22 protein-coding genes and 4 pseudogenes are annotated in these 23822 nt (G+C 42.3%); 15 read left to right on the top strand and 11 right to left on the bottom strand.

Features of this window, described 5'->3' with window-relative positions:
- Positions 1 to 408: 408 nt before the first annotated feature.
- The 10 genes and pseudogenes from AB4407_RS18535 to AB4407_RS18580 form a co-directional block, all read left to right on the top strand.
- A pseudogene (locus tag AB4407_RS18535) lies at positions 409 to 729 on the top strand (SURF1 family cytochrome oxidase biogenesis protein); the annotation flags it as partial.
- Positions 722 to 1330, top strand: a complete 609-nt coding sequence (locus tag AB4407_RS18540) for a hypothetical protein (protein WP_372121580.1) — start codon at positions 722 to 724, stop codon at positions 1328 to 1330. The pseudogene AB4407_RS18535 and the gene AB4407_RS18540, both read left to right, overlap by 8 nt.
- Before the next feature lie 116 nt (positions 1331 to 1446).
- The gene (locus tag AB4407_RS18545; protein ID WP_372121581.1) at positions 1447 to 2502 is read left to right on the top strand and encodes a heme A synthase; all 1056 of its coding nucleotides are present in this window, start codon (positions 1447 to 1449) and stop codon (positions 2500 to 2502) included.
- Entirely contained in the window at positions 2492 to 3466 is a 975-nt protein-coding gene (cyoE, locus tag AB4407_RS18550) for a heme o synthase (RefSeq protein WP_372121582.1), read from the top strand. The genes AB4407_RS18545 and cyoE overlap by 11 nt, the downstream gene beginning before the upstream one ends.
- Positions 3467 to 3621: 155 nt before the next feature.
- The gene (locus AB4407_RS18555; protein ID WP_135383695.1) at positions 3622 to 3975 is read left to right on the top strand and encodes an XRE family transcriptional regulator; all 354 of its coding nucleotides are present in this window, start codon (positions 3622 to 3624) and stop codon (positions 3973 to 3975) included.
- Positions 3976 to 4004: 29 nt separating this feature from the next.
- Positions 4005 to 4103: pseudogene (locus AB4407_RS18560) on the top strand (DUF3313 domain-containing protein); the annotation flags it as partial.
- A 12-nt stretch (positions 4104 to 4115) separates the two neighbouring features.
- Positions 4116 to 4334, top strand: coding sequence for a DUF3820 family protein (locus AB4407_RS18565; protein ID WP_009845653.1), 219 nt, complete (start codon positions 4116 to 4118; stop codon positions 4332 to 4334).
- Between the two features lie 572 nt (positions 4335 to 4906).
- Positions 4907 to 5368 (top strand): hypothetical protein, encoded by a 462-nt coding sequence (locus tag AB4407_RS18570; RefSeq protein ID WP_372121583.1) that lies wholly within the window; start codon positions 4907 to 4909, stop codon positions 5366 to 5368.
- Positions 5369 to 5479: 111 nt separating this feature from the next.
- A complete protein-coding gene (locus tag AB4407_RS18575; RefSeq protein WP_372121584.1) occupies positions 5480 to 6022 on the top strand; it encodes a DinB family protein in 543 nt (180 codons plus the stop codon).
- Between the two features lie 113 nt (positions 6023 to 6135).
- The gene (locus tag AB4407_RS18580; RefSeq protein WP_372121585.1) at positions 6136 to 7020 is read left to right on the top strand and encodes a hypothetical protein; all 885 of its coding nucleotides are present in this window, start codon (positions 6136 to 6138) and stop codon (positions 7018 to 7020) included.
- Between the two features lie 290 nt (positions 7021 to 7310).
- Here the strand turns inward: AB4407_RS18580 and AB4407_RS18585 are convergent.
- A pseudogene (locus tag AB4407_RS18585) lies at positions 7311 to 7610 on the bottom strand (transposase); the annotation flags it as partial.
- A gap of 152 nt (positions 7611 to 7762) precedes the next feature.
- Here AB4407_RS18585 and AB4407_RS18590 point away from each other — a divergent pair.
- Together AB4407_RS18590 and AB4407_RS18595 are read left to right on the top strand one after the other, a co-directional pair.
- A complete protein-coding gene (locus AB4407_RS18590; RefSeq protein ID WP_139684390.1) occupies positions 7763 to 8032 on the top strand; it encodes a DUF1778 domain-containing protein in 270 nt (89 codons plus the stop codon).
- Positions 8029 to 8559: a GNAT family N-acetyltransferase gene (locus AB4407_RS18595; RefSeq protein ID WP_372121586.1), complete on the top strand. Its 531-nt coding sequence runs from the start codon at positions 8029 to 8031 to the stop codon at positions 8557 to 8559. The genes AB4407_RS18590 and AB4407_RS18595 overlap by 4 nt, the downstream gene beginning before the upstream one ends.
- A 681-nt stretch (positions 8560 to 9240) precedes the next feature.
- Here AB4407_RS18595 and AB4407_RS18600 read toward each other — a convergent pair.
- A complete protein-coding gene (locus tag AB4407_RS18600; RefSeq protein ID WP_016786991.1) occupies positions 9241 to 9564 on the bottom strand; it encodes a hypothetical protein in 324 nt (107 codons plus the stop codon).
- A 477-nt stretch (positions 9565 to 10041) separates the two neighbouring features.
- Positions 10042 to 10260, bottom strand: a pseudogene (locus tag AB4407_RS18605) (IS110 family transposase); the annotation flags it as partial.
- A gap of 83 nt (positions 10261 to 10343) precedes the next feature.
- Between AB4407_RS18605 and AB4407_RS18610 the strand changes: the two are divergent.
- Together AB4407_RS18610 and aroG are read left to right on the top strand one after the other, a co-directional pair.
- Positions 10344 to 10793: a GNAT family N-acetyltransferase gene (locus AB4407_RS18610; protein ID WP_372121587.1), complete on the top strand. Its 450-nt coding sequence runs from the start codon at positions 10344 to 10346 to the stop codon at positions 10791 to 10793.
- Positions 10794 to 11295: 502 nt separating this feature from the next.
- Entirely contained in the window at positions 11296 to 12348 is a 1053-nt protein-coding gene (aroG, locus tag AB4407_RS18615) for a 3-deoxy-7-phosphoheptulonate synthase AroG (RefSeq protein ID WP_012600346.1), read from the top strand.
- A gap of 113 nt (positions 12349 to 12461) precedes the next feature.
- On the opposite strand, the gene AB4407_RS18620 is transcribed toward aroG, so the two are convergent.
- The 4 genes from AB4407_RS18620 to msrB all read right to left on the bottom strand — a co-directional run bounded on the left by AB4407_RS18620 (position 12462) and on the right by msrB (position 17978).
- The gene (locus AB4407_RS18620; protein WP_372121589.1) at positions 12462 to 13883 is read right to left on the bottom strand and encodes a phosphomannomutase CpsG; all 1422 of its coding nucleotides are present in this window, start codon (positions 13881 to 13883) and stop codon (positions 12462 to 12464) included.
- A 15-nt stretch (positions 13884 to 13898) separates the two neighbouring features.
- Complete coding sequence (locus AB4407_RS18625) at positions 13899 to 15434, bottom strand: mannose-1-phosphate guanylyltransferase/mannose-6-phosphate isomerase (RefSeq protein WP_372121610.1); 1536 nt, start codon at positions 15432 to 15434, stop codon at positions 13899 to 13901.
- A gap of 157 nt (positions 15435 to 15591) precedes the next feature.
- Positions 15592 to 16707 carry a mechanosensitive ion channel family protein gene (locus tag AB4407_RS18630; RefSeq protein ID WP_372121590.1) on the bottom strand — a complete coding sequence of 372 codons (1116 nt, stop codon included), beginning with the start codon at positions 16705 to 16707 and terminating at the stop codon, positions 15592 to 15594.
- A 128-nt stretch (positions 16708 to 16835) separates the two neighbouring features.
- Positions 16836 to 17978 (bottom strand): peptide-methionine (R)-S-oxide reductase MsrB, encoded by a 1143-nt coding sequence (gene msrB / locus AB4407_RS18635; RefSeq protein WP_372121591.1) that lies wholly within the window; start codon positions 17976 to 17978, stop codon positions 16836 to 16838.
- 197 nt (positions 17979 to 18175) lie between these two features.
- On the opposite strand from msrB, the gene AB4407_RS18640 reads away from it, so the two are divergent.
- Positions 18176 to 18574 carry an OsmC family protein gene (locus AB4407_RS18640; RefSeq protein ID WP_372121592.1) on the top strand — a complete coding sequence of 133 codons (399 nt, stop codon included), beginning with the start codon at positions 18176 to 18178 and terminating at the stop codon, positions 18572 to 18574.
- A gap of 142 nt (positions 18575 to 18716) precedes the next feature.
- On the opposite strand, the gene AB4407_RS18645 is transcribed toward AB4407_RS18640, so the two are convergent.
- From AB4407_RS18645 to phnW, 4 genes are all read right to left on the bottom strand, one after another.
- The gene (locus tag AB4407_RS18645; protein ID WP_372121593.1) at positions 18717 to 19778 is read right to left on the bottom strand and encodes an OmpA family protein; all 1062 of its coding nucleotides are present in this window, start codon (positions 19776 to 19778) and stop codon (positions 18717 to 18719) included.
- A gap of 350 nt (positions 19779 to 20128) precedes the next feature.
- The gene (gene phnX, locus AB4407_RS18650) at positions 20129 to 20947 is read right to left on the bottom strand and encodes a phosphonoacetaldehyde hydrolase (RefSeq protein ID WP_372121594.1); all 819 of its coding nucleotides are present in this window, start codon (positions 20945 to 20947) and stop codon (positions 20129 to 20131) included.
- 96 nt (positions 20948 to 21043) lie between these two features.
- Positions 21044 to 22483 carry an aspartate aminotransferase family protein gene (locus AB4407_RS18655; RefSeq protein ID WP_372121595.1) on the bottom strand — a complete coding sequence of 480 codons (1440 nt, stop codon included), beginning with the start codon at positions 22481 to 22483 and terminating at the stop codon, positions 21044 to 21046.
- Positions 22483 to 23580, bottom strand: coding sequence for a 2-aminoethylphosphonate--pyruvate transaminase (gene phnW, locus AB4407_RS18660; RefSeq protein ID WP_372121596.1), 1098 nt, complete (start codon positions 23578 to 23580; stop codon positions 22483 to 22485). Before phnW ends, AB4407_RS18655 begins: the two co-directional genes overlap by 1 nt.
- Positions 23581 to 23822: the final 242 nt, after the last annotated feature.

Raw genomic sequence — 23822 nt, forward strand, 5'->3', positions numbered from 1 at the left:
AAGGATCTTTCGTCCTTTTCTAATAGTGAGAAAAATACCTTTTTAATCGAAATCTAGACGAGTTTAAATTTATCTTTAAACAATAAATCAATGGTTTAAATGTCGTTTAAACATTTTCACAAACTCTGTAATCGTGCTCACTTTTGCAGGCTTAAATCGTCCTTTTCGTCCGTTTGTCCCGATAATGCTCATTTCAGTAAAAGCTAATATAAAGCGTGATTTTGTCCAAATCAGATAAGGCGAACTTAACCCTATCTATTGGCACTAGCACCCTTAAAGCCCCATTGAGCAAGGGATTAGAGGCTAAATTATTTCGGGATAATCCCTAGGATTCCGAGACAATCCCCACGTATAACACACGATAACACCCTATAACACAGATTGTTCATATCAATAGTCCCTTTACAGCGTTTGTACACTCGTTCGGTGAATCCTCTAAGTCATGAGTTGGGTTTAGAAAATACGACACCGAATAGAATCCAAAACTTAAACATAACAGCGTTATCACAGTACACCGGGCAAGAAGTGCAGCCCTTTGTCTTTCAACCACAGAGCTTAGATTCATGGCCCTATGAAATGTTATGGCGTCCAACGGCGATGAAATCTGAGAAGCACTTTGGTTATTCGTTTCAATGGTTTGTTATGGCTGCGGTACTTTTGTTTTTGATGTTGTTAATTGGCTATCGGTACCTAAAAGCGACACCTATCACGGAGAACAACGATGGATAAGTCTCAAGCACAAGTGAACAGGGAAATTACCGAGGCAAACATGGCTGAGCTCAGAAGCCGTCGTACTAAAGGGCGCTTGGTATTAATTGGACTTGTTTTAATTTTCGCTTTGCCAGCCATTATCGCCAAAACTGTGTTGGACCAGAATTGGTATACCTCAGGTGTCACTAACTCAGGCGAATTGGTAGAACCAAGAACCACGCTTGCGGATTTCGGAGTAACGGTACCCATGGCTGGAGAAGGGTGGTTAGTGGGTTATATCGCTCCTACAGAGTGTGAAAGCTTGTGCGAACAACAACTCCATTATTTGAATCAAAGCTATTTGGCGTTAGGGAAAAACAAAGAGCGAGTGACTGCCGTTGTTTTTGTCTCAGAAGGTAATTCGTTGTCGGGTTCGCTCAACAAGCCGGATTTATCTTTGTTAGCAGGTGGTAATCAATTAAGTACTGAGTTTGCACCCGCTTCCATTGTCATAATTGACCCACTCGGGCAATTGGTTATGGAATACAAAAGTGTTTCTGATCCTTCGCAGCTAGTCAGCCAATCTAAAGGCATGATTCATGATTTAAGAAAGCTACTCAAGCTGTCACGAGTTGGGTAGTTAATCAGCTTAAGTTGATGAGCTTGAGTTAATAAGGTGGAGTTGGTGAGCTGTAGCAGATTGCGTTAATGCTGAGTGTTGTTAGCGAAAAGGGAATAAATATAGGGAGATAAACGATGCAGAATAGAGCCCCTGATTTACTCATACACATGATGAGATTAACGATTTTATTAACCCTTACCGTGATCGTGCTCGGCGCTTATACCCGTTTGTCGGATGCTGGCCTTGGCTGCCCTGATTGGCCAGGGTGTTACGGCAAGATAACCGTTCCTTCTGATGCCCAAGCAGTGAATCAAGCCAATCTACAATTTCCAGAACGTGCTCTCGAAGCAGACAAAGCGTGGATAGAGATGATCCATCGTTACTTCGCAGGAACGTTAGGGCTGCTTATCTTTGTCGTCGTTGCTTGGTGTATTAAAAAGAATATAACAACTGCTGGTCTTCCGTTACTTATCTCTGCAACCGTGATATTTCAGGCTTTGCTTGGAATGTGGACGGTGACTCTCAAGTTGATGCCCGTTGTGGTTATGGCGCATTTAATGGGGGGCTTCACGTTGCTGTCACTGTTGTGTCTGCTCTACTGTCGTTTGTCTCAATTCCAAAGCCGTTTTGGTGAGGCCTCGTACACTTCATCACTTAAAGCTTGGTCGCTGTTTGGGCTACTCATTGTGGTTGGGCAGATACTGCTTGGTGGTTGGACATCGTCGAACTATGCCGCGCTGGTGTGTACACAATTACCCATATGTGAAGGTAATTGGATGAGCTATCTCGACTTCAAAAATGCGTTCGATTTTGCTCAACACGGCCATGATAACTATGAGTTTGGCGTGTTGGAATATCCCGCAAGGCTCACCATTCATGTTATGCACAGGTTCGGGGCTATTGTGGCGACGTTAACGGTGCTGATGCTCGTGTACCAGCTATGGAAATTTGGCCAAGCGCCTCACCAAAAGCTGAGCGTGATTGTCGCATTAGTATTGTTTACTCAAATAAGCCTTGGGATCAGTAATGTATGGTTTCACCTACCAATCTCAGTCGCGGTTTTGCATAACCTAGTCGCAGCGATGTTGCTCATCAGCATGGTTGTCACCAATTTTGTCGTGTGGCAACGCAAACCGAGTAAGAGCTTGGTGAAAAACAGTGTATTACAAGGAGGTAATCATGGTCAGTAGAACGTCAACACAGTATGAAGTGGTGGCTCAAGACGCAGCCTTAACTCATAAGATAACAGCCAACAATGACATTGCTATAAGCAATGAAATAGCTGGAAAAAACAAAGCCGTTTGGAAGGTCTATTTAACACTGACCAAGCCGAAAGTGGTGGCTTTGATGCTGCTGACGGCATTGGTTGGAATGTGTTTGGCTGTACCGAATGGATTGCCTTTACAGCAAACTCTGCTCGGGATGATTGGGATAGGGTTGATGGCAGGTTCAGCGGCTGCGTTTAACCATTTGATCGATAAAAAGATCGACGGCCAGATGACTCGAACCAATCGACGCCCTTTACCATCCGGTGAACTGAGTAGTGTACGCGTGTTCAGCTTTGCCGCGGGTATTGGCTTACTTGGTTTCGTCACGCTTGTGGTGTGGGTCAATCAACTCACCGCTTGGTTAACCTTTGCAAGCTTGTTGGGTTACGCAGTGATTTATACCATGTACTTAAAGCGAGCGACGCCGCAGAACATCGTAATTGCAGGAATCGCTGGCGCAATGCCACCGTTATTGGGTTGGACGGCGGTTACCAATGAGCTTCATTCAAACGCTTGGTTATTGGTGATGATCATCTTTATTTGGACGCCTCCGCACTTCTGGGCGTTGGCGATTCATCGTCGTGACGAGTATGCCAAAGTGAACATCCCCATGCTGCCTGTGACCCACGGAATCGAATACACCAAGACTTCTATTTTGCTCTATACCTTGTTGCTTAGCATCGTGTGTATATTGCCTGTATTGGTCGGCATGAGCAGCTGGATATATCTAAGCGCTTCATTGGTACTCAACGGTGGGTTTGTTTATCACGCTTGGGTACTTAAGTATCGTGATGAGCCTAACATGGCGATGAAGACCTTCAAGTTCTCCATTTATCATCTCATGATCTTGTTTGTTGCTCTGTTGGCGGATCATTATTTGCTCTGATAGCTCTGATAGCTCTGATAGCTCTGATAGCGGTGAGTAGCTCAATACAAGGTCATATCAAAACCAAACCTTTGGTTTCCACTAACCAAACCCTGACATGCCATGTATGAAAAGCCGGACAATTGATTGGCATGAATTATATAAAGGAACCGGTAATGGAATTCACTGAGCAAGATAGAGACGCTTTGTACCAAACGTGGATGTCACAAAAATCTCGAATGCGAATTACGCAGATGGAGTTTTCAAAAAAGCTAGGCATGAACCAGTTGGATTTTTCGCGAGTGCTAAGAGGGGAGAAAGCATTAACCATGTCTTTCGTTAGTCACTTCTGTCGTTTGCTTCATTTGGATCCAAGGAATGTGCTCCCTTCACTTAAAGAAGACAATGAATCCGGGCCTAAAGTGGTTTATCTGAAAAGTAGAATGAGTGTTGATGGTGAGATCCAAAATGCTTATATCGAAGGTAATCAGGTGATCGTAGAGTATGCACATACTGTTCAGAATCATTGATTTTGGATCTAGCTCTGAGTTTTACCTCTTTTTCTACTATGATTGATTCGTTAGATGATGCCAAAGATGCGATCAACTATTGGGTTGAACGTTTAGGTGATACTCTACAGAACATCGACGATGTCTAGAAAGAGCTTGTAATGTTAGAGAAAGAGAACCTAATTAAGCTAGCCAGAATGCAAATGCCTTTTGGTAAATACGCTGGCCGCACCTTGATTGACCTACCTGAAGAATACTTGCTGTGGTTTGATAAAAAGGGCTTCCCACAAGGTGAGTTGGGCGATTTAATGCAGCTATGCTTGGCTCTCAAGATTGAGGGCTTAGATTCTGTGGTGCAACCGCTTAAATATGACTATTAGCCCTAGTCGCATCTCACAGTCATAAATCAACATCCCATCCAAATAAGTGACGAGTAGTGGTGATTTTCTGAGGAACATTCAAAAGGAAAAAACTGAATCTTGCCTTTTGAATGTTTATGAACCCAGAGTCGCTGTAACTTTAATATTTCCACCAACACCTCCCTCAAAGCTCCAGAATTTATTATTACTTTTAGTCATTCACAAGTTCATTAATGACGAGTCAGAATCGACTAGCTTTAGCTTCCCCTCTGTGACCTGTACACAGACAGTTTATTGCGTATTGAATCAATCATGATCTAAAGAAGAGTGGTTTTTAACTCTGAATGAGCACCAATTTAACAAAGGTGTTGGTGTTAAGTTGTTGAATGATAGTAAGATTGATTGGTGGTTAAGAATGATAACGTGCCTTACATCGGCGTCAATGTGCTTGTACGTCTACACACTGAATGTTTAGACCTACTTTTACATTAAATGCATAGCATTCAGTTGGTTATAAGCAACTTTTTTGATATATTGGCTGGATGAATTCGTGCTTGCACGATATTAAAATGTTATATTTTAAGGGAGCATGAATGCCAAATAATATAGAAAAGTTTGATCGTGTTGTAGCGTATGTATTTGCCGAGCTATATAAATCATTCCCAGTTAGAAAGCCTGTAAGTGTTTATGATTTCTTCGATTGTACAGACCAAGGCGAGTACGTTGATGGTATTTGGCGAGATTCTACGGACTTAACTTCGGAAGACCTAAAATTCTTTTGTGATTCAATTCGCTGGCTAATTGATAGCGGATACGTGATCGGAACACTACAGAATCACATAGACCATAGTGCGTCCTTGACACTTTCTCTCAAGGGGTTGCATTTAATGAAATCAGTTCCGAAGTCTATTGACAGTAAAGTTACTCTTGGTGAACAACTTATCTCAGTAATAGGTACAGGTGCCAAAGATTCTGCTGCAAAGCTAGTAAGTAACGCCCTGAGCTATGACAACATCGTTACGCAACTTAGCGAAGCGTTTAGTTTTGGGCAATAAATATAACAAGGCGCTTAAGTCTGATTCGTGAACGCGTGCCGATTTCGCTTCGCTTCATTATGGCACACGCGCATTCACAGCTTAGCTTGGCGTTATGCCTAAAGGAATCCTATGAACTTACAGAGTCACTTTACCCTAATGTCTGATTACAATCAGCGCATGAATAACCAATTTTACAGAATAGTTGAAGAGCTAAATGATTTTGATAGAACTGAAAATCGAGGAGCATTCTTTAAATCTATAATTGGAACTCTTAATCATATTTTAGTAGGTGATCTTATTTGGTTAACTAGATTTTCTAAGCATTCAGACAGATACGTATCCTTGGCTACGTTATCAGACCTACCTAAACCCAATGGGTTAGATGATGTTATTATTCCTGATTTCACATTGTTATTTGAAACACGTAAAAAAGTTGATTTTTTAATATGCAAATGGCTTAAAAGTGAAGTTGAAGAAAATGATTTTAAAATGCTATTTGAGTATTCAAACTCTAAAGGGGTGGTGAGTAAGCGCGACTTTGGTGAATTGGTGAGTCATTTATTTAATCATCAAACACATCACCGAGGACAATTAAGTACTCTTTTCACTCAAATGAAACTTGATATTGGTGGAACTGATTTTTTGAGTGAAATACCTGATCATCAGGCATAACAAGGCATTTAAACGGAACTAAAACAGTGGGTTACGTTCCGCTTCGCTTCACAGTATAACCCACAATTTTAGTCCGCTTAATGCGGCGTTATATTTTAGGTGCATACCTCTTTATGAATGAACGATTAAATCAGTTTTTTGAATATCACGCGAATTTCAATTTGTTGGATGAGACATTAAAAACCCCAAAGAGTATTAATAAATTCCATTCAGCTAATGTTGAGTACTTTAAAAATAAAGTTGATTTCTCTAAAAATGAAAACTCTATGGATTGGCACTTTAGGAGCTTTAGATCTTTCCGACAAATTTTTCATTCTTCACTTATGTACACAGAGTCTAAGCTAACAGAAAAACAGTACTGTATTGCTTCGGTATTTTTTACTAAATATTATTCTTTTTTACATGCTGTCAAATCGGTTCTTTATTTAACACCAATGGAAAAATTTGATCCTAGGTTAGGTCACAGCCAATCAATTAATATGTTTATGAATCACTATTGTCAGGGAAAAAGAAAAATTTTTGATAAAAATGAATTTGAAAGTTTTTCAAAAACTCTACGAGATCTTCGTGAAATAACGTCTTATCAAATACCGCATGCAGGTGATGATTTTTTGAATAAAGATGAATTTTTGGAAATAGAAGCTAAATTATCAAACTATTTATTAAAGCTGTATCAGCTTTCGCACTATTTGAGTTTTATTGCTAGCAGAATACATAGATCTATACCTATTTTGAGTAATTATAAATTATTTGAGTCATATAAAATTAAATACTTCCGTACAACTCACCCATTCAAAAGTGAACATATAGATTACTCTGATAACGTATTCATCAGTGATACATTACGTGCAGATGCGACTTATTGTGAACCATTTTGTATTATTTTTGAGCATGAAATGGATGAGTTTCAAATATATAGTGGATTTGATTATTTACAACATGATGAAAGTACTTTTATGCCTAGAGATGTCACTTCATTTATTTGGAAGGCACTTTAATACAATAAAAATATAACGAATAAGGATTGATGTATTGCGTAGCCAACACTAAATCCCGAGTGTTGAACAAGCCCAAAGCCACTTTATTAAGTAAATTGTACAATTGCATTTGAAGGGCGCACCGCTTTGAGTCTTTTCTCAAGGCGAGCGAGGTCAAGATAAGGTTGCGATAGCAATCTTATCAACCAGTTAGCTTTTTTCGTTTCTTTCGTCGTCACATCTCCTTTGGTTTCATCAATACCATTCTCCTTATTATCAAATGCCTTTCGGCTAGGTGGGTCGGCTCACTCCAACACACCACGATAGAGATACCGCGACAAATAGTTGAGCGGCGACTGACCGTAACCAACCTGCCTATAATCGACGACCCATTGTTTGGGAATACCACTCGGCAGCCACAACGTTGGGTGTTGATTAATCGCTTCTAGCATTCTTACCCGCCATACTTTGGCCAAAGCAAATGCGTTAAAAAGGTAATGCTTGTTGCCTTTTTGCCACGTTTGTCTTGATGCATCGTATTGGCCTGCTGCCACAATAATGTGCAGGTGTGGGTGCAAGTTTCGTTGTCGGCTGTGAGTATGAAGTGCGCTTGGTCAGTTTGTCGTTGTGCACCTTATGTTAGGCGTTATATTTACAAAACTTAAAAATTAAATACGTATTAGCTCCGTACAAGTTGTACTTTGGTTGTCTAAATCTTATACTCAATTTAGTTACGGAATTACTCCGTACGATTGGAGGTTTTATGGCTACTGCAAGACTTGATATTCGCTTGGATGAAGAAATCAAAGCTAAGGCTGAGAAAGCTTCAGCTTTACTTGGTTTAAAAAGCTTAACTGAATACGTTGTTCGTCTAATGGACGAAGATTCAACTCAGGTAATTTCTGAGCATGAAGGTATCACTGTTGAAGCAAATGTATTTGATCAATTCATGATTGCTTGTGACGAGGCTAAGGCTCCGAATAAAGCATTACTTGAAGCTGCTGCATTTACTAAAAGTGGTGAGTTTAAGTGAGTTATTCCAAAACTTTCAAAGAATTGGATAAATCACAACACGATAGAGCATCATTTGACTGCGGTGAAAAAGAGTTAAATGATTTTGTCCAAACTCAAGCCGCTAAACATATGCAAGCAGGTATTAGCCGCACTATGGTTTTGCCTGCTTCTGTGCCACTGCCAAATCAAAAATATCCAATTTGTTCATTTTATAGTATTGCGCCAAGTTCAATTAGCCGTGATACGTTGCCACAAGCGATGGCTAAAAAATTACCACGCTATCCAATTCCTGTTTTCCTTTTAGCTCAACTGGCAGTTCATAAAGAATTTCATGGAAGTGGGTTAGGTAAAGTTAGCTTAATCAAAGCTCTTGAATATCTTTGGGAAATTAACTCTCACATGAGAGCTTATGCCATTGTTGTCGATTGTTTAACTGAACAAGCTGAGTCATTCTACGCAAAATATGGTTTCGAGGTTCTTTGTGAAATCAATGGTCGTGTAAGAATGTTTATTCCGATGAAAACAGTCGGTAAATTATTCACTTAGACGTAAGAGTGAATATAACGAATAAAGATTAAGGTGTTGCGCAGCCAACACTAAATCCCAAGTGTTGAACAACCCCGAAGCCACTTTATTAAGTAAATTGTACGATTGCATTTGAAGGGCTCATCGCTTTGAGGTACTTCTCAAGACGGGCGAATCCATGTCATTCGTTATATGACACTGAAGTATGGTTGATGAAATCGAGTATATTGAATGTTGTGAGCATGGAAAGCAGCAACAAACTTATGTCTGGCAGCACACTGTTGAGAGTCTGAAAGATGGAAACCCTAGAGGTTTTTGGTGGTCAATTGAGCAACCAGAAAGCCCTAGGCCGGACGCGTGGTGTTCCGGATGCGAAGACTTAGAGAATAAAATTGGAGAGTAGGAAGGAGAAGCTGAAGAATTTGCAAATATTAAAACTCTCTGTGGCCATGTTACGACAACGCTAAACTTCTTAACTTTCTAAATAAAAAATCATGGTGGCGCTTTTGGTAGTTCTGGCATATAACAAGCTAATAAATAAGGACTAAAAACAGTTTTCTGTTTTCGTTTCTCAACATTTTAGCAAACAATTTTTAGCCCATTATTAGAACGTAAGTTGCACTTATTAACCTTTTGGAGGTAACTTTGAAGTTTAGTCGAAAAATTTAATGTAGTTGAGGCTTTGCTCTCAGCTACATTATTTTATCTCACGCCATTGACAGTGATTTCAGCTGTTCCAGCATGTTGACTAGATGTTTGATTGAAAATTTGTAGTACTTTTCCATCAAAGTCACTTGGTGTATCATGAAAAAACAGCTCTTCTTTTGGTGCTATTTTTTGTGTACTTCCGTCTTTCCCTAGAGTAATAGATATGGTAATAGTATTCTGTGAACTTAAATTCTTTATGACGACTTGAGAATTTGAACCCTCGTTAGTTTTACGCATTTCTGCAACATTCCCGTGTTCCAATTTTATTGCTTTGTTATATTCCAATTTAATTGTTTTTGTAGCTTCGGCAGTATTCATTATGTTAATCCTATTGATATATATTGATTCACTTTCGATTTAACTTGCTTGAGTTCCTACTGACTAAGTAGGTAGGAATAACTATAAAGTAGTTTTCAAAAAATAATATTACACCGTTATTACGCGTTGCCGGTTTTAGACCGTAGTGGTACGGTCAACTAACAAAAAATAAACCAATAAGGATTAAGGTGTTACGCAGTCAACACTAAATCCCGAGTGTTCAACAAGCCCGAAGCGACTTTATTAATTAAATTGTACTATTGCATTTGAAGGGCACATCGCTTTGAGGCTTTTCTCAAGGCGAGCGAGGCCAAGATAAGGTTGCGATAGCAATCTTATCAAACAGTTAGCTATTTTTCGTTTCTTTCGTCGTCACATCTCCTCAGTTTTCGTCAATGCCATTCCCCTTATTTTCGATGCCTTCGGCTACGTGGTTCGGCTCACTTCAACACGCGCAAAGCCAGTATCCATAATTCATGCGTCGTAACCGAGTTTCTTAGGCGTTCTTGCCCAATAATGTGCACCACCACACGCTTTAACGCCTATACGCATGAGAGGTATATTTGCTATTGTAGTCAATAATTTAGATCGGGCTATTGACTTATGAAGTATGACTTTACCATTTTGGTCTACGTCATGAAGACTAAAGTGGTTTTTAGCTAGATCGATACCGCAGAAATAAGAATAATCAGACATGGTGCCTCCAGTGCAATTAAGTACCACATAAGTGTGGCAGATCCTCGGTAGGGGGAATCCATGTCATTCGTTATGTGACAGGTATGAAATTCGAACACAAGAAAGTAGAACCAAGTAACAGTGATTTTCAGTCGTTGGTCGCTGAATTGAACTCATCACTGGCTCAAATTACCCGTGACTCTGGTGAAAGCTCGTTTGCATCTGATACTTTTGATTCTTCGAAAGATGGATGCATCGTGGTATATCTAAATACTGTCGCAGTAGCATGTGGAGTGTTTCGATACCATGAAAATGAAGTTTGTGAACTAAAGCGAATGTACTCCAACAAATCTGGTGCAGGGTCCTACTTGCTGAAACAACTCGAATGCTACGCAGTTAACAAAGGGTATCGAAAAGCTATTCTGTCGACACGTAGAGTTAACTCAAAAGCAGTCAGTTTCTATGAGCGCAACTCTTACTCAGAATCGAGTGCGTATGGAAAGTATGTTGGTGTAAAACGCTCAATCTGCCTATCAAAGGTGCTAGTCACATAACAAATAAGGCTTAAGGTGTTGCGCAGCCAACACTAAATCCCGAGTGTTGAACAAGCCCGAAGCCACTTTATTAAGTAAATTGTGCGATTGAACTTGAAGGGCGCACCGCTTTGAGGCTTTTCTCAAAGCGAGCGAGGTCAAGATAAGGTTGCGATAGCAATCCTATCAACCAGTTAGCTATTTTCAGCTTCTTTCGTCGTCACACCTCCTCCTGTTTCGCCTGTGTAATTCTCTATATACCACCCGAACTAGAAATCACCGAGTTTGAAGCTAGGTGTTCTTACCTTACCTGATAATTGCGCAATCGATAAAGTGTAAATAATGTTATACGGGGTGTTTTAAATATAAAACATAAAATAAATTGCGTTTTTTTTTAATTAGTGATTGAAACTGTGGTTTTTACTCGTTAAGTTACAGGGAACAAGAAGATAAATGCTGATGGAAAGTGACGTGAGATAACGTGCATTCAGCCTCAAGGATAGAAAATAGGAAGAAGTAAGCAATGTTCCAGACTGATGATGTAAGAATTAACAAAGTAAAAGAGTTATTACCACCTGTTGCTGTTTTAGAAAAGTTTCCAGCGACAGAAATTGCTTCTTCTACAACCTTTGAAAGCCGCAAAGCGATCCACAATATTTTAGAAGATAGCGATGATCGCTTACTTGTTATTGTTGGCCCATGTTCTATTCATGATACAGAAGCTGCGCTTGAGTACGGTAAACGTTTGAAAGTGCTACGCGACGAACTAGGCGATAACCTTGAAATCGTAATGCGTGTTTACTTTGAAAAACCACGTACCACTGTTGGCTGGAAAGGCCTAATCAATGACCCGTACATGAACGACACGTTCAAACTAAATGACGGTCTTCGTCTAGGACGTAAGTTACTACTTGATCTAACTGACATGGGAATGCCTACGGCGAGTGAATTCCTAGATATGATCACGCCGCAATACGTTGCCGATCTAATCAGCTGGGGCGCAATTGGCGCACGTACGACAGAATCTCAGGTTCACCGTGAACTGGCTTCAGGCCTATCTTGCCCAGTTGGCTTTAAGAATGGTACGGATGGCAACATCAAGATCGCAACAGACGCAATTCGCTCTGCAAGCGCTTCTCACCACTTCTTGTCGGTAACTAAATACGGCCACTCAGCGATCGTTGAAACAGCAGGTAACCCTGATTGTCATATCATCCTACGTGGTGGTAAAGAGCCAAACTACAGTGCAGAGCACGTTGGTAAGATTAAAGAAGAGCTAGAAGCTTCAGGTCTTCCACAGAAGGTGATGATTGATTTCAGCCACGCGAACAGCTCAAAGCAGTTCAAGCGCCAAATGAACGTTTCTGATGACGTAAGTGCACAGATCTCTGGCGGTGACAAAGCTATCTTTGGTGTGATGATTGAGTCTCACCTAGTTGAGGGGCGCCAAGACTTAGTTGACGGTAAAGCTGCAACTTACGGCCAATCTGTTACTGATGCATGTATTGGTTGGGAAGATACTGAAACAGTACTTCGCCAACTTGCAGGTGCTGTTGAAGCGCGTCGTAACAAGTAATCTAATTATTACAGCCAGTCGCTAAGCGGCTAAAAATTCAAAGCCCTTATTAGCAATCGCTAGTAAGGGCTTTTTTGTGGATTTTAGTTTTAAACGGAAAGCGCCTTGGACTCTTAAATAAGAAAAGACAGTAGCTCGTCGACTTTAAGTGATAGCAAAGCTCTATCTCGTCTGGTTTCTACATTAAGGCGTATTAATGGCTCTGTATTAGACTTTCTTAAGTTGAAGCGCCATGTGCCCATATTCATGCTGATCCCGTCTGTGTGATCGATCTCAACGGCATTATCTTGGTAGTGCAATAACACACAAGCCATGACTTGCTCTGGGTTGGATACTTTGCGATTAAGCTCTCCGGACGAGGGGAACCTATTCATACTTGCGCTGGTCAGTTGGTTAAGAGACTGTTGGGTTTTCGACATCAGTTCAATAACCAGTAGCCAAGGAATCATTCCTGAATCGCAATATCCAAAATCACGAAAATAATGATGTGCGCTCATTTCCCCCCCGTAGACAGCATTCGTTTCACGCATCTTCTCTTTGATCAGTGCGTGTCCCGCTTTAATCCCAATGGCTTTTCCACCATGTGTGTTGGCGACTTCAATCGTATTCCATGTCATGCGCATATCGTGTAATACAGTGGCGTTGGGCTCTTTTAACAAGAATGCTTCAGCAAGCAACCCGACAATGTAATAACCTTCAATGTAATTGCCTGTCTCGTCAAAGAAAAAGCAGCGATCGAAGTCTCCATCCCAAGCAATACCAAGATCGGCCGAGCTTTGTAAAACGGCGTCTCTGGTGGCGGTTTGGTTTTCTTTAATCAATGGGTTCGGAATGCCATTAGGGAATGTTCCATCAGGAGTATGGTGAACCTTGATGAAGGTGATCGGAATATCGAGCGTGACAAAGCGAGCTTCTAAATCATCAATAATACGCCCTGCGACGCCGTTCCCTGCGTTCACCACAATTTTCATAGGTGAAAGCTCAGAAGGAGATATATAAGAGAGTAGGTGGTCTACATAAGGGGCGAGAATACTGGTCGATCTACTAGAGTTACTTGGTTGTGCATGAACGAACGGTAAATAGCAGTTCAGCTCTTGATTAAGCTCTGCAATGCGTCGTTTGATTTCATCTAACCCACTGTTTTTACTTATCGGGCTAGCGTCTACACCTACTAATTTCATTCCGTTGTAATTGATTGGGTTGTGGCTTGCCGTAATTTGGATTCCGCCAATCGCTTGTAGGTGACGAGTCGCAAAGTAGACTTCTTCAGTGCCAGTCATTCCAAGGTCAACGACGGTTATTCCAGACTCGATTAAGCCTTTGGTTATGGCTTCTTGTAATGAAAGGGACGTTTCTCGGTTATCACGACCAATCACGACTTGAGCCGATGCATCTGAATCTTTGGCATTTCGTGACAAAAGATATCCACCAAACGCTTTTCCAAGCAGATAGGCAAACGGTTCATTGATTTGCTCACCAGTGATGCCGCGAATGTCGTTGTTCTTGAAGCAGCTAAGATCTAATGTTGGTTTCATTTGATTGTCGCCGATTTATTTCGATTTGTTGTTGTGAGGTGAATCAGCTTGTTGGTTTCGAACATCTCGCCCATAGCTGTCTTGATATCGAATGATGTCGTCTTCACTTAAGTGACTGCCGGTTTGTACTTCAATCATTTCAAGAGGTGTCTCGCCAGGGTTCTCTAGGCTGTGAATATGACCTAACGGAATGTAAGTGGATTGATCTTCTTCGATTAGATACGTTTTATCGTTGTTGGTCACTTTCGCAGTGCCAGCCACGACTACCCAATGTTCTGCTCTATGGTGATGCATTTGCAGTGAAAGCTTATGTCCTGCTTTTACGGTGATACGCTTTACCTTGTCGCGCTTACCTAGATCGACCACATCGTATTTACCCCAAGGCCTAAAGACTTCTCGGTGGTGAATGTGTTCTGTTCGGCCGGCTTGATTCAGTTGGCTTACAATCGATTTCACGCCCTGAACCTTGTCTTTATCGGCAACTAATATTGCATCTTTGGTTTCGACAATGATCAGATTGTCGACACCTACAGTCGCGACCAGCTTATTTTCAGCATGAATGTAGTTGTGTTGAGAATCGACGGTTAATACATCACCTTCAATGACGTTATTGTGCTCATCTTTGTCGCTTACATCCCAGATAGAAGACCATGAACCGATGTCATTCCAACCGACATCCATTGGGATCACTGCGGCGTGTGAGGTCTTTTCCATCACAGCATAATCGATGGAATCGCTCGGGCTGCTTTTGAATGCTTCAGCGTCTATACGGATAAAGTCTAGGTCGGTATTTTGCTGCGCAAGAGCAAGTTTACAAGCCGCTAATATCTCTGGGTGGTGTTCGGCGAGTTCCGCAATATAGCGAGATGCCTTAAACATGAACATGCCACTGTTCCATAAGTATTGTTCTGAGCGGATGTACGCTTCTGCAGTTTCTCTATCGGGCTTTTCTACGAAGCACTCTATGGTGTAGGCGTCATGGATTGGTTGCTCGGTAGCGTTGGCTTCTATTTGCAGGCTAGAGGCAAGTGATGGGCCTTGTTTGATATAACCATAGCCGGTCTCTGGAGCACTTGGGGTTATACCGAATGTCACCAGTTTGCCTTGTTTTGCGTAATCAATACCACGGCTAATTGTTTGTTGAAATTCAGAGGTTTTAGCGATGTGATGATCGGCCGCCAACACTAATAAGACAGGGTCATATTCGTTTGGTTTCTTATCTACTGATTTACTTAGAGCCTGCAGGGCAGCAAGCGCAATAGCTGGGGCTGTATTTCTACCTACAGGCTCTAATAGGATTCCACTGTGTTGGATTTTAGCGGCGCGAACTTGTTCTGCAGCAATAAAGCGGTGTTCTTCATTACAGATGATGAGTGGGGCATCGCAGGTACTATCTGTTAAGTGCTTCTCAAGCCCTTGCAGGCGTTGAAGTGTTTGCTGAAGCATCGACTGTTTGCCAGCAATATTGAGAAATTGCTTAGGATAAAGTTCGCGAGACAGAGGCCAGAGGCGACTTCCGGAGCCGCCAGCTAGGATCACAGGTAAAATCATAGAGTGGTAATTAGGTGTATTTGAATACTGGCGCCATGTTACCACGCTTCACTCTGTTTCTTTATCGATAACCAGTTTACTTAGCAATAACCGACTTACTTATCGATAACCCATCGACTTAACGACAAGCTATAAACGATAAGCAACATAGCCATACTTATCGATGACCTTCTGGATTAGAAGTGGCCATGTCCTGAGCTTCGCCAAAATCTTGAGGATCGATCTTGAGCGTTTGTGTTGGGAAGGCGATATCAGCATTGTGTTTATGAATAATCGCCAACACCTGCAGCAGGACATCTTGCTTAACTTTGTGGTATCTCACCCAGTTAACCGTTTTGGTGAAGGTGTAGATAAAGAAATTAAGGGTTGATGGACCAAACTTATCAAAGTTAACGATCAGCGTCTGTTTTGCATCAATATCTGGGTGAGTTTCAAGCATGGTTTTTACGTCATCCACAATCAGAGCGAGCTTGTCTGCATCTTGATAACGAAGCCCGAAGGTTTCATTGATTCTTCGATTCAGCATTCTTGATGGGTTCTCCACCACAATGTTGCTGAATACAGAATTTGGCACGTATAAAGGTCGCTTATCAAAAGTGCGAATGATGGTCATACGCCAGCCAATACGCTCGACAGTACCTTCGATTTGGCGATCAGGAGATCGTATCCAATCACCGACTTTAAAAGGACGGTCGAAGTAAATCATCATGCCGCCAAAGAAATTCGACAGTAGATCCTTTGCTGCCAAACCGACGATCAAACCACCAACACCACCGAAGGTCAGTAAGCCGGAAAGACTAAGCCCAAACGCCTGCATGATGGTCAGACCGCCCATCACCATAAAGAACAAGCGAGCGACTTTCGCGATAGCTTGCACTGTGGTTTCGTCTCTGGTTTTTTGTTCTAAGACGTACGCTTCAGTGTTGGTGATCATTCGCAAGGTAAACCAAACGAAGGTACAGATAATTAATATGTGCTTAAGTGTTTTTAACCAATTAATTTCATTACCAAACTGGTCTTGAAGGATTAACCCCACAGAGACAGTTGCAGGCCAACACCAGAGTAATGTACTGACAGGTGTTTTTAGCGCCTCTAGCAGTAGGTCATCCCAGTGGAATGGGGTTTTCTGAACCAGAATTTCTAAGCGATTATGGATAATTCGCCAAGCGACCCACGCGAAAAAGCTCGCAATAGTGATGAATAGGACGCTGTTTGCCCAATCACTATGGCTCTGGTTAATGTAGGTTTGTACTTGGGTTATGAATTCATTCATTGTGTGTACTGCCGCAGAAATAGTGAGTTAGAAATTAGCAGAAATCACTTTTGTTCTCTACCTTTATAGAGCAAAGCCAGCGATATGCTGGCTTCATTATTAGATGTTTAGAATAACTTTTTGAGCACTTAGCCCTCGAACATCTCTACGTATTCTTCGTAGCCTTCCTCGGCTAATTTATCTGCAGGGATAAAGCGCATTGCGGCTGAGTTCATGCAGTAGCGTAACCCTGTTGGTTTTGGACCATCTTTAAATACATGTCCTAGATGGGAATCACCAAAACGGCTACGAACTTCTGTTCTTGGGTAAAGCAGCTTGTAGTCAGTGGTGGTTACCACATAAGCCTCGCTGATTGGTTGGGTAAAGCTCGGCCAACCAGTACCTGATTTGTATTTGTCTTTTGAAGAGAACAAAGGTTCACCTGTCACGATGTCGACGTAAATACCTTCCTGTTTGTTATCCCAGTATTTGTTATCAAAAGGACGCTCTGTTGCATCGTCTTGTGTCACTTCGTACTGAAGTGTTGTTAGCTTGGCTTTGATCTCTTTATCAGATGGTTTGGTGTATGTTTTAGTATTAGCTGTCGCATTTTTGCCATCGATGATTTGGCGGATCGTTTTCGGATTTTCTTTTCTATCATCACCGAAGATTTTATCTAGGTACTGATCACGACCAGAAGCGTAGCGGTAGTAGTTGTAACGAACTTTGCTCTTCTTGTAATAATCTTGATGGTATTCTTCTGCTGGCCAGAATTTTTCAAACTTAATCAGCTCTGTTTTTAGTGGCTCACCAAAGATCTGAGCTTTGTCGATCTCCATCATGAAGTTCTGAGCAATGTCTTTTTGCTGTTGGTTATGATAGAAAATAGCAGGTCGATATTGAGGACCTCTATCTACGAATGAGCCTTTGTCATCGGTTGGGTCGATGTGTCGGAAGAATTGGTCAAGCACTTGCTCATAGCTCACTACATCTGGATTGTAAGTCACGCTGATCACTTCGATGTGTCCAGACTTGCCTGATGAGACTTGTTTGTAGGTTGGGTTTTCTAATTCACCACCGGAATAACCAGAGATAACGTCGGTGACACCAGTCAGCTTTTCTAGGTCGGATTCTGTACACCAAAAACAACCACCGGCCAGTGTCGCGATTTCACTTTTACCTGAATCCATCGCTTTATCCATTGTATTGGCAGTGCCAGCATGGCTTATAAACAACGAAGTCAGTGGTAGTGCAACCACGAGTGATACCAATATTTTAGATAATTTATTCATAGATACCTCATCTTGACGTTTTTCTCATTCGATTTTGAATGTACGAATAGAGACAGGGTTTAGATGTAAAAAATTACACAATTCATGAAATAAATATCTCAAACAGAAAATCTTGCTCATAAATGCTGCCAGTAGTAGTGTATCCATTATTGATAGAATAGATAATGATGGCGGTTTCCGTACATCTAAGGAACAGCATGCAAGCAGAAGTTAAATGGGTCGAAGGCTTTAAATTCCTAGGTCAATCCCAATCAGGTCACTCTGTCGTTATGGACGGCAGTGGCGGTGCTACCGCGCCAAGCCCTATGGAAATGGTGTTAATGGCTGCTGGCGGTTGTAGCTCTGTTGATGTGGTTGATGGCTTGAAATCTGCAGGTCAGCACATCACGGGTTGCAATGCAAAACTTGAAACGACACGTCGTGAAACGGCGCCAAAAATCTTTACTGTGATTAACATTCACTTTGAAGTGTCGGGTGAAAATCTTGATCCTGAGTTGGTTGCTAAGGTCTGTGCGGATTCATTAGAAAAATACTGTTCAGTATGCTTAATGCTGGGTGCTGGTGTAGAGATGACCCACAGCTGGGAAATAGTCTAGTCTCTGATTGTACAGCTTGGCGGTAGACTGATTTTTACGGGTTCTACTTATAGCTGACGGCATATGGGGAGAGCCTGTAAAGAAAAGGGCGGAGCACTTGAAAGTGCTCCGCCCTTATTATTTTAATTAAGGTAGAGTGCTATTATTCAGCAGTTTCTACGATAACTTCTTCTATTTGCGCTTTTTCTTGGTATTCGAAGCTTGGGATCGTTGCGTCAACACGACGGTTTTGCGCACGACCTTCAGCTGTAGCGTTTGATGCTACAGGGTTTTCTTCCCCTTCACCTGAAGCTGTAATACGGTCTGCTTCGATGCCTTGTTCTTCAATGTATGCAGCTACAGCAGCGGCACGTTTCTTAGAGATCATCATGTTGTATTCAGCTGCACCTGTTGAATCAGTGTGACCAACAACATTAACTGATGATTGAGGGTGAGCTTGCAGTACTTCAACTAGTGGTGCTAATGCTGCTTTGCCTTCTGAAGATAATTCAGTGCTGTTTGTTTCAAACATACCTTGAGAGAAGCTTTCAGTTTTCGCTTTAGTCACAATAACTTCTTCTTCAACAACAACGACTTCTGGTTCGGCAATTGGCTCAGAAGGAGCTTGTGTTACAACGGCTGCAGAAGCGGCGGCTGCTGAAGCTGTAGTATTACCTGTACCAAAGTTGTAGCTAAGGCCAACGGTAACAAGGTTAGAGTTTAAGTCTTGCACGAATTTATCATCGAAATCATCGAAGTATTGATATTCAACACGCAGTGCCCAGTCTTCAGCGAATTGCTTTTCAGCACCGATACCAAGAGACAATACTACGTCATCTTCGTCATCGTGCATGATGTAAGCAGGGCCGGCTTTGAAGAAAATATCAAATTTTTGTTGGATAGCGAGTCGATACATAGGGTTCAGAGAGATAGCGACGATTGAATCACTATATTGCTTCAAAGTTCCTGTGCTATTAAAGCTTGTATCGTAGTCTCCTAGGTAGTCTGCGCTCAGTTCAAGAGCAAACTTGTCAGAAAAGTTATAGCCACCGTAAATACCCCCCGCCACTGAATCGTCTTCACAGCTTACGCCATCCACACACGCACTATCTAGCCAACCCATCCCGACTTTTGCACCCACATACGTGGTTCCAGCGATTGAGGGAGCAGCAGCGAAGCCGGAAGCTGCGACGACAGCACACATGATTTTAGATAGTTTTTTCATAATCTTATCCTTGGATTAATTTTTATTGTTATCTGAACTGACCTGTAAAGCGATAACTTACTGGCTAAGACACTGCGACCGTAAGTAAATCAAGGCGTTGATTCAGGTAGAGCTTTTAAAGTACTACTAATATATTGTTAGTCTGATTGCGTATGATAGTCAATCAGATTGTTGGTATTCATAGTTTTCAAGGCGCTATTTATAGCTTTTTTGTTGAAAAAATGTTGTCTCAAATCTTGGAAACTAAGAAACCTCGTATCATTTTTAGGTGATATGAGGTTTCATTTTCATGTGTACTGAATGTTTGCCTACATAGCCGGAGTTGTAGGGGGGGAGCGGAGGTTAAGCTATTAAGGGCGCTCACCGGCTAACAACCGCTTTTCAATGTCCGCAATAACACCTGGTAGATCTGCAATGGTATCGATCAGGTAGTGTGGGTTTGATTTGTTTAGCTTCACGTTTGCTTTTTCTCGCGCAGCTGCAAGTGTTGTCTCGTCTGCATCTAAATATTCTTGATACGTTAAGCCTGCTTCGTTGCCTGATAGTATAAGGCCTACTGTCCACATGCCTGCGTTGTGGCCTTCATCGATACCCGGTGCAGCGTCATCCACTTTCACACACGCAGCGACGTTCGTCACACCTAGGTCAATGACGTTTTTAAGCGCCATGAATGGAGCGGGGCGACCGCCTTGCGGTAAGTCATCAGTCGCTACTACGTTGTCAGGAAGATAACCGTAATCTGCAGCAGCAGGGATTAGCACATCCATCACTTCTCGTGGGTAACCAGAACAAGAGCCTATTTTTACGTTCTTTTCTTTTAGGTTATTCACGACTTCTATCGCATTCAAAATAGGTGCTGCGTGATCGGCTACTTTCGCTTTTTGAAGAGGCATGAATGCCGCGTAGATCGCGTCAACGTCTTCACTGGTCATCGAGCGTCCGAACTGAGCATTCCAACGAGCGTCAACAGCTGGAATTCGACCGACCGCTTGGATGTGATCCCATTTGCCGATCCCCATAGGTTCACGCGCTTCTGCTAAGTCGATATCAAAGTCAAAACCTTGTCTGAATGCTTCAACGAAGATGCTAGTCGGAGCAAATGATCCAAAATCAACGATAGTGCCTGCCCAGTCAAAGATAACCGCTTGGATAGGTGATGTCGTGTTCATAATAGTGTCCTATTTTTGTGTCACTCCCAGTTCAGTTGTTGGAAGGACGAATGATTGTTTTAGGTTATTGGTTTTAATGTTGATTTAGAGAGTGAATTAAAGGTATTCAAAATCTTTGCAGACTTTCGCTATCGCATTTTCGAATATAGACAGAGCGACTTCTAGTTCACTGCGGCTGATGATCAATGGCGGGCTCAATTGAATCACGTTACCTTGTGACACCTTAAAGCTCAGGCCATCGTTCAGACATTGGTAAAGTACGGCTTCTGCCTCATCGAACGCTCGGGTTTTGGTGATATGGTCAGTGACCAACTCCACGGCCCAAAGTAGGCCGATGCCGCGAACGTCACCAATAACTGGGTATTTCTCTTTCATCTGAAGCAGCTGCTCACGCACGAATGCGCTGTCCGCTTGTACTTTTTCAAGTAGGTTTTCTTGCTCAATCACTTCCATGGTAGCCAGTGCTGCCGCGCAGCCAATAGGGCTTTTCTCATGGGTGTAGTGACCAAGAGATACTTGCGCTGCCGTGTTGTATTTGTCTTTAGTGATCATGGCTGCAATTGGAACCAAACCACCGCCAAAACCTTTACCGATACAAAGGATGTCAGGTTCGATATCAAACGCTTGGTGAGTGAACCATTCCCCGCTACGACCCATGCCGTTTGGGATGTCATCAATGATCAATAGGACGTTGTGTTTGTCACAGATCTCACGGATTCGCTTCCAATAAGCCTTACTTGGCACTTGCACGTCTGTGTTACGAACCGCTTCTGCAATGAAGGCGCCAATACCTCCTTCTTTTTCAATTACGTACTCAAGGTAATCGGCATAGTGCACATCACATGCAGTCTCATTGTTATCGCCTGCGCTTTGCCCGCGAAGCGAAAAAGAGTCATTGAGCGGGAAAGCACCACGATAGGAAACTGCTGGTGGGATACGTTCTACGCCAGCCATCAACGGCCCCATACCTTCGCGGAAACAGGCTTCACCACCCACTGAAATTGCATCCAGCGACGCACCATGGAAGGAATCCCACAATGAAACGACTTTGAAGTTGTTAGTGACATGTCGAGCTAGTTTGAGCGCCATGCCGATCACTGATGTGCCACCGGGAGCAAACAACACGCGATTCAAATCACCACCGCAGATCTGTGTGAGTTTCTCAGCACATTGAACTGCAGTTTGATTGGTAAAGCGACGCGGTGAAAACGGCAATGACGCCATTTGTTGAGTCACCTTATTGATGATGTGTGGGTGACCATAACCTAGCTGGTGAACATTATTGCCGTGAAAGTCCATGTACTTCTTGCCAGTCGCATCTTGAATGTAGATGCCTTCGGCTACTTCAAGTGTGTCTAGGCAAGGCGTTGACATCGCTTGATGAAGAAATACGTCAGAGTCACGTTTTAATATCGCTTGAGTTGCATCATCGTTTAGCGACTCGTTCCATTTCTCACGCGCTGGCGTGGTGTTCACATCGCCTTCGCTTCGAAAGTGTGTCGCTTTTAGAACTGCCTCTTGATTGGTCATCGTCATTATTTGATGTCCCAGTACATAGCGTTCTTCACTGCGCCAATGAGGGCTTCAATGTCTGACGGGTAAACTTCACCGATGTTGCCGATGCGGAAGCAGTCTGCGTTTGAAACCTTGCCCGGGTAAATCACAAAACCTTGTTCTTTCAAACGATCATAGAATTCCTTGAATTGGTAATCGCTATGAGTTGGAGAATAGAAAGAGGTGATGATCGGTGAATGAAGGTCATCATTTAACAGAGGTTCAAAACCTAGAGAGCGCATGCCAGCAACCAATGTGGTTTGATTGGTTTGGTAACGATTATGACGAGCTTCAATGCCTCCTTCTTGTTCTAATTCAAGCAAGGCTTGGTAAAAAGCACGCACTGTGTGGGTCGGGGAGGTGAAGCGCCATTTACCGTGGTTGCTTTCCATGCAGTGCCATTGGTCAAACAGGTCAAGGCTCAATGAGCGAGCTTGGCCTTTGCACTTCTCTAGTTCCGATTGCTTGGCGATAACAAAGCCGAACCCCGGTACGCCTTGAATACATTTATTTGCCGAGCTGATCATGTAGTCGATGCCTAAGTCAGCAATATCCATCGGGATGCCGCCGAAGCTCGACATCGCATCAAGAATGACGGTTTTGTTGTGCTGCTTTGCCAATTTGGCAATCTCTTCAATTGGATTCAGCATGCCAGTCGTGGTTTCACAGTGCACAATCGCAACGTGAGTAATGTCTGAATCCAATGCCGTTTCCATTTCGTTCAAGTCAGGCTGTGATGTTTCACCTGGGGAAACGACATGGCATGGAATGTTTAAATAGTCTGCTATTTGAGCAATACGAGTGCCGTACGCACCGTTATCAACAACCAGAAGCTTACCGCTGTTAGAGATAACACTGCCAATCGTAGCTTCAACTGAAGCTGTGCCGCTACCTTGCATTAATACGCTTGTATATCCCGCCTGCTTAGTCGCCAAAGTCACTAGCTTGCTACGAATCACTTCAACAACGTCTTTGTTGTATTCATCATCCCAAGTACACCAATCTTTTAGCATTGCTTGGCGAACGGTTTCAGAAGTAGATAGAGGACCGGGTGTCAGTAGTAAGTATTCGTTTCTCATGTTCAATTCTCGTGATGTTCATTTTGGACTATACCAATATTTGCAGCTACTTTAACAACCAATTTAAACGGTCGTAAATAGCCCAAACATCATTTTAATAAAAGCTTCATATTAAAATTGGCCACTTGTCTTGATAAATTTTCCGATCTTTAAACTGCCATTTTTTGTTCATTTAATCGTCATAAAAGCCAGTTAGCTTAATACTCGAAATCTGGTACATACCAATGTGAAGGGTGTGTGCT

Source organism: Vibrio sp. 10N.261.46.E11, assembly GCF_041472735.1.
Lineage (GTDB): Bacteria > Pseudomonadota > Gammaproteobacteria > Enterobacterales > Vibrionaceae > Vibrio.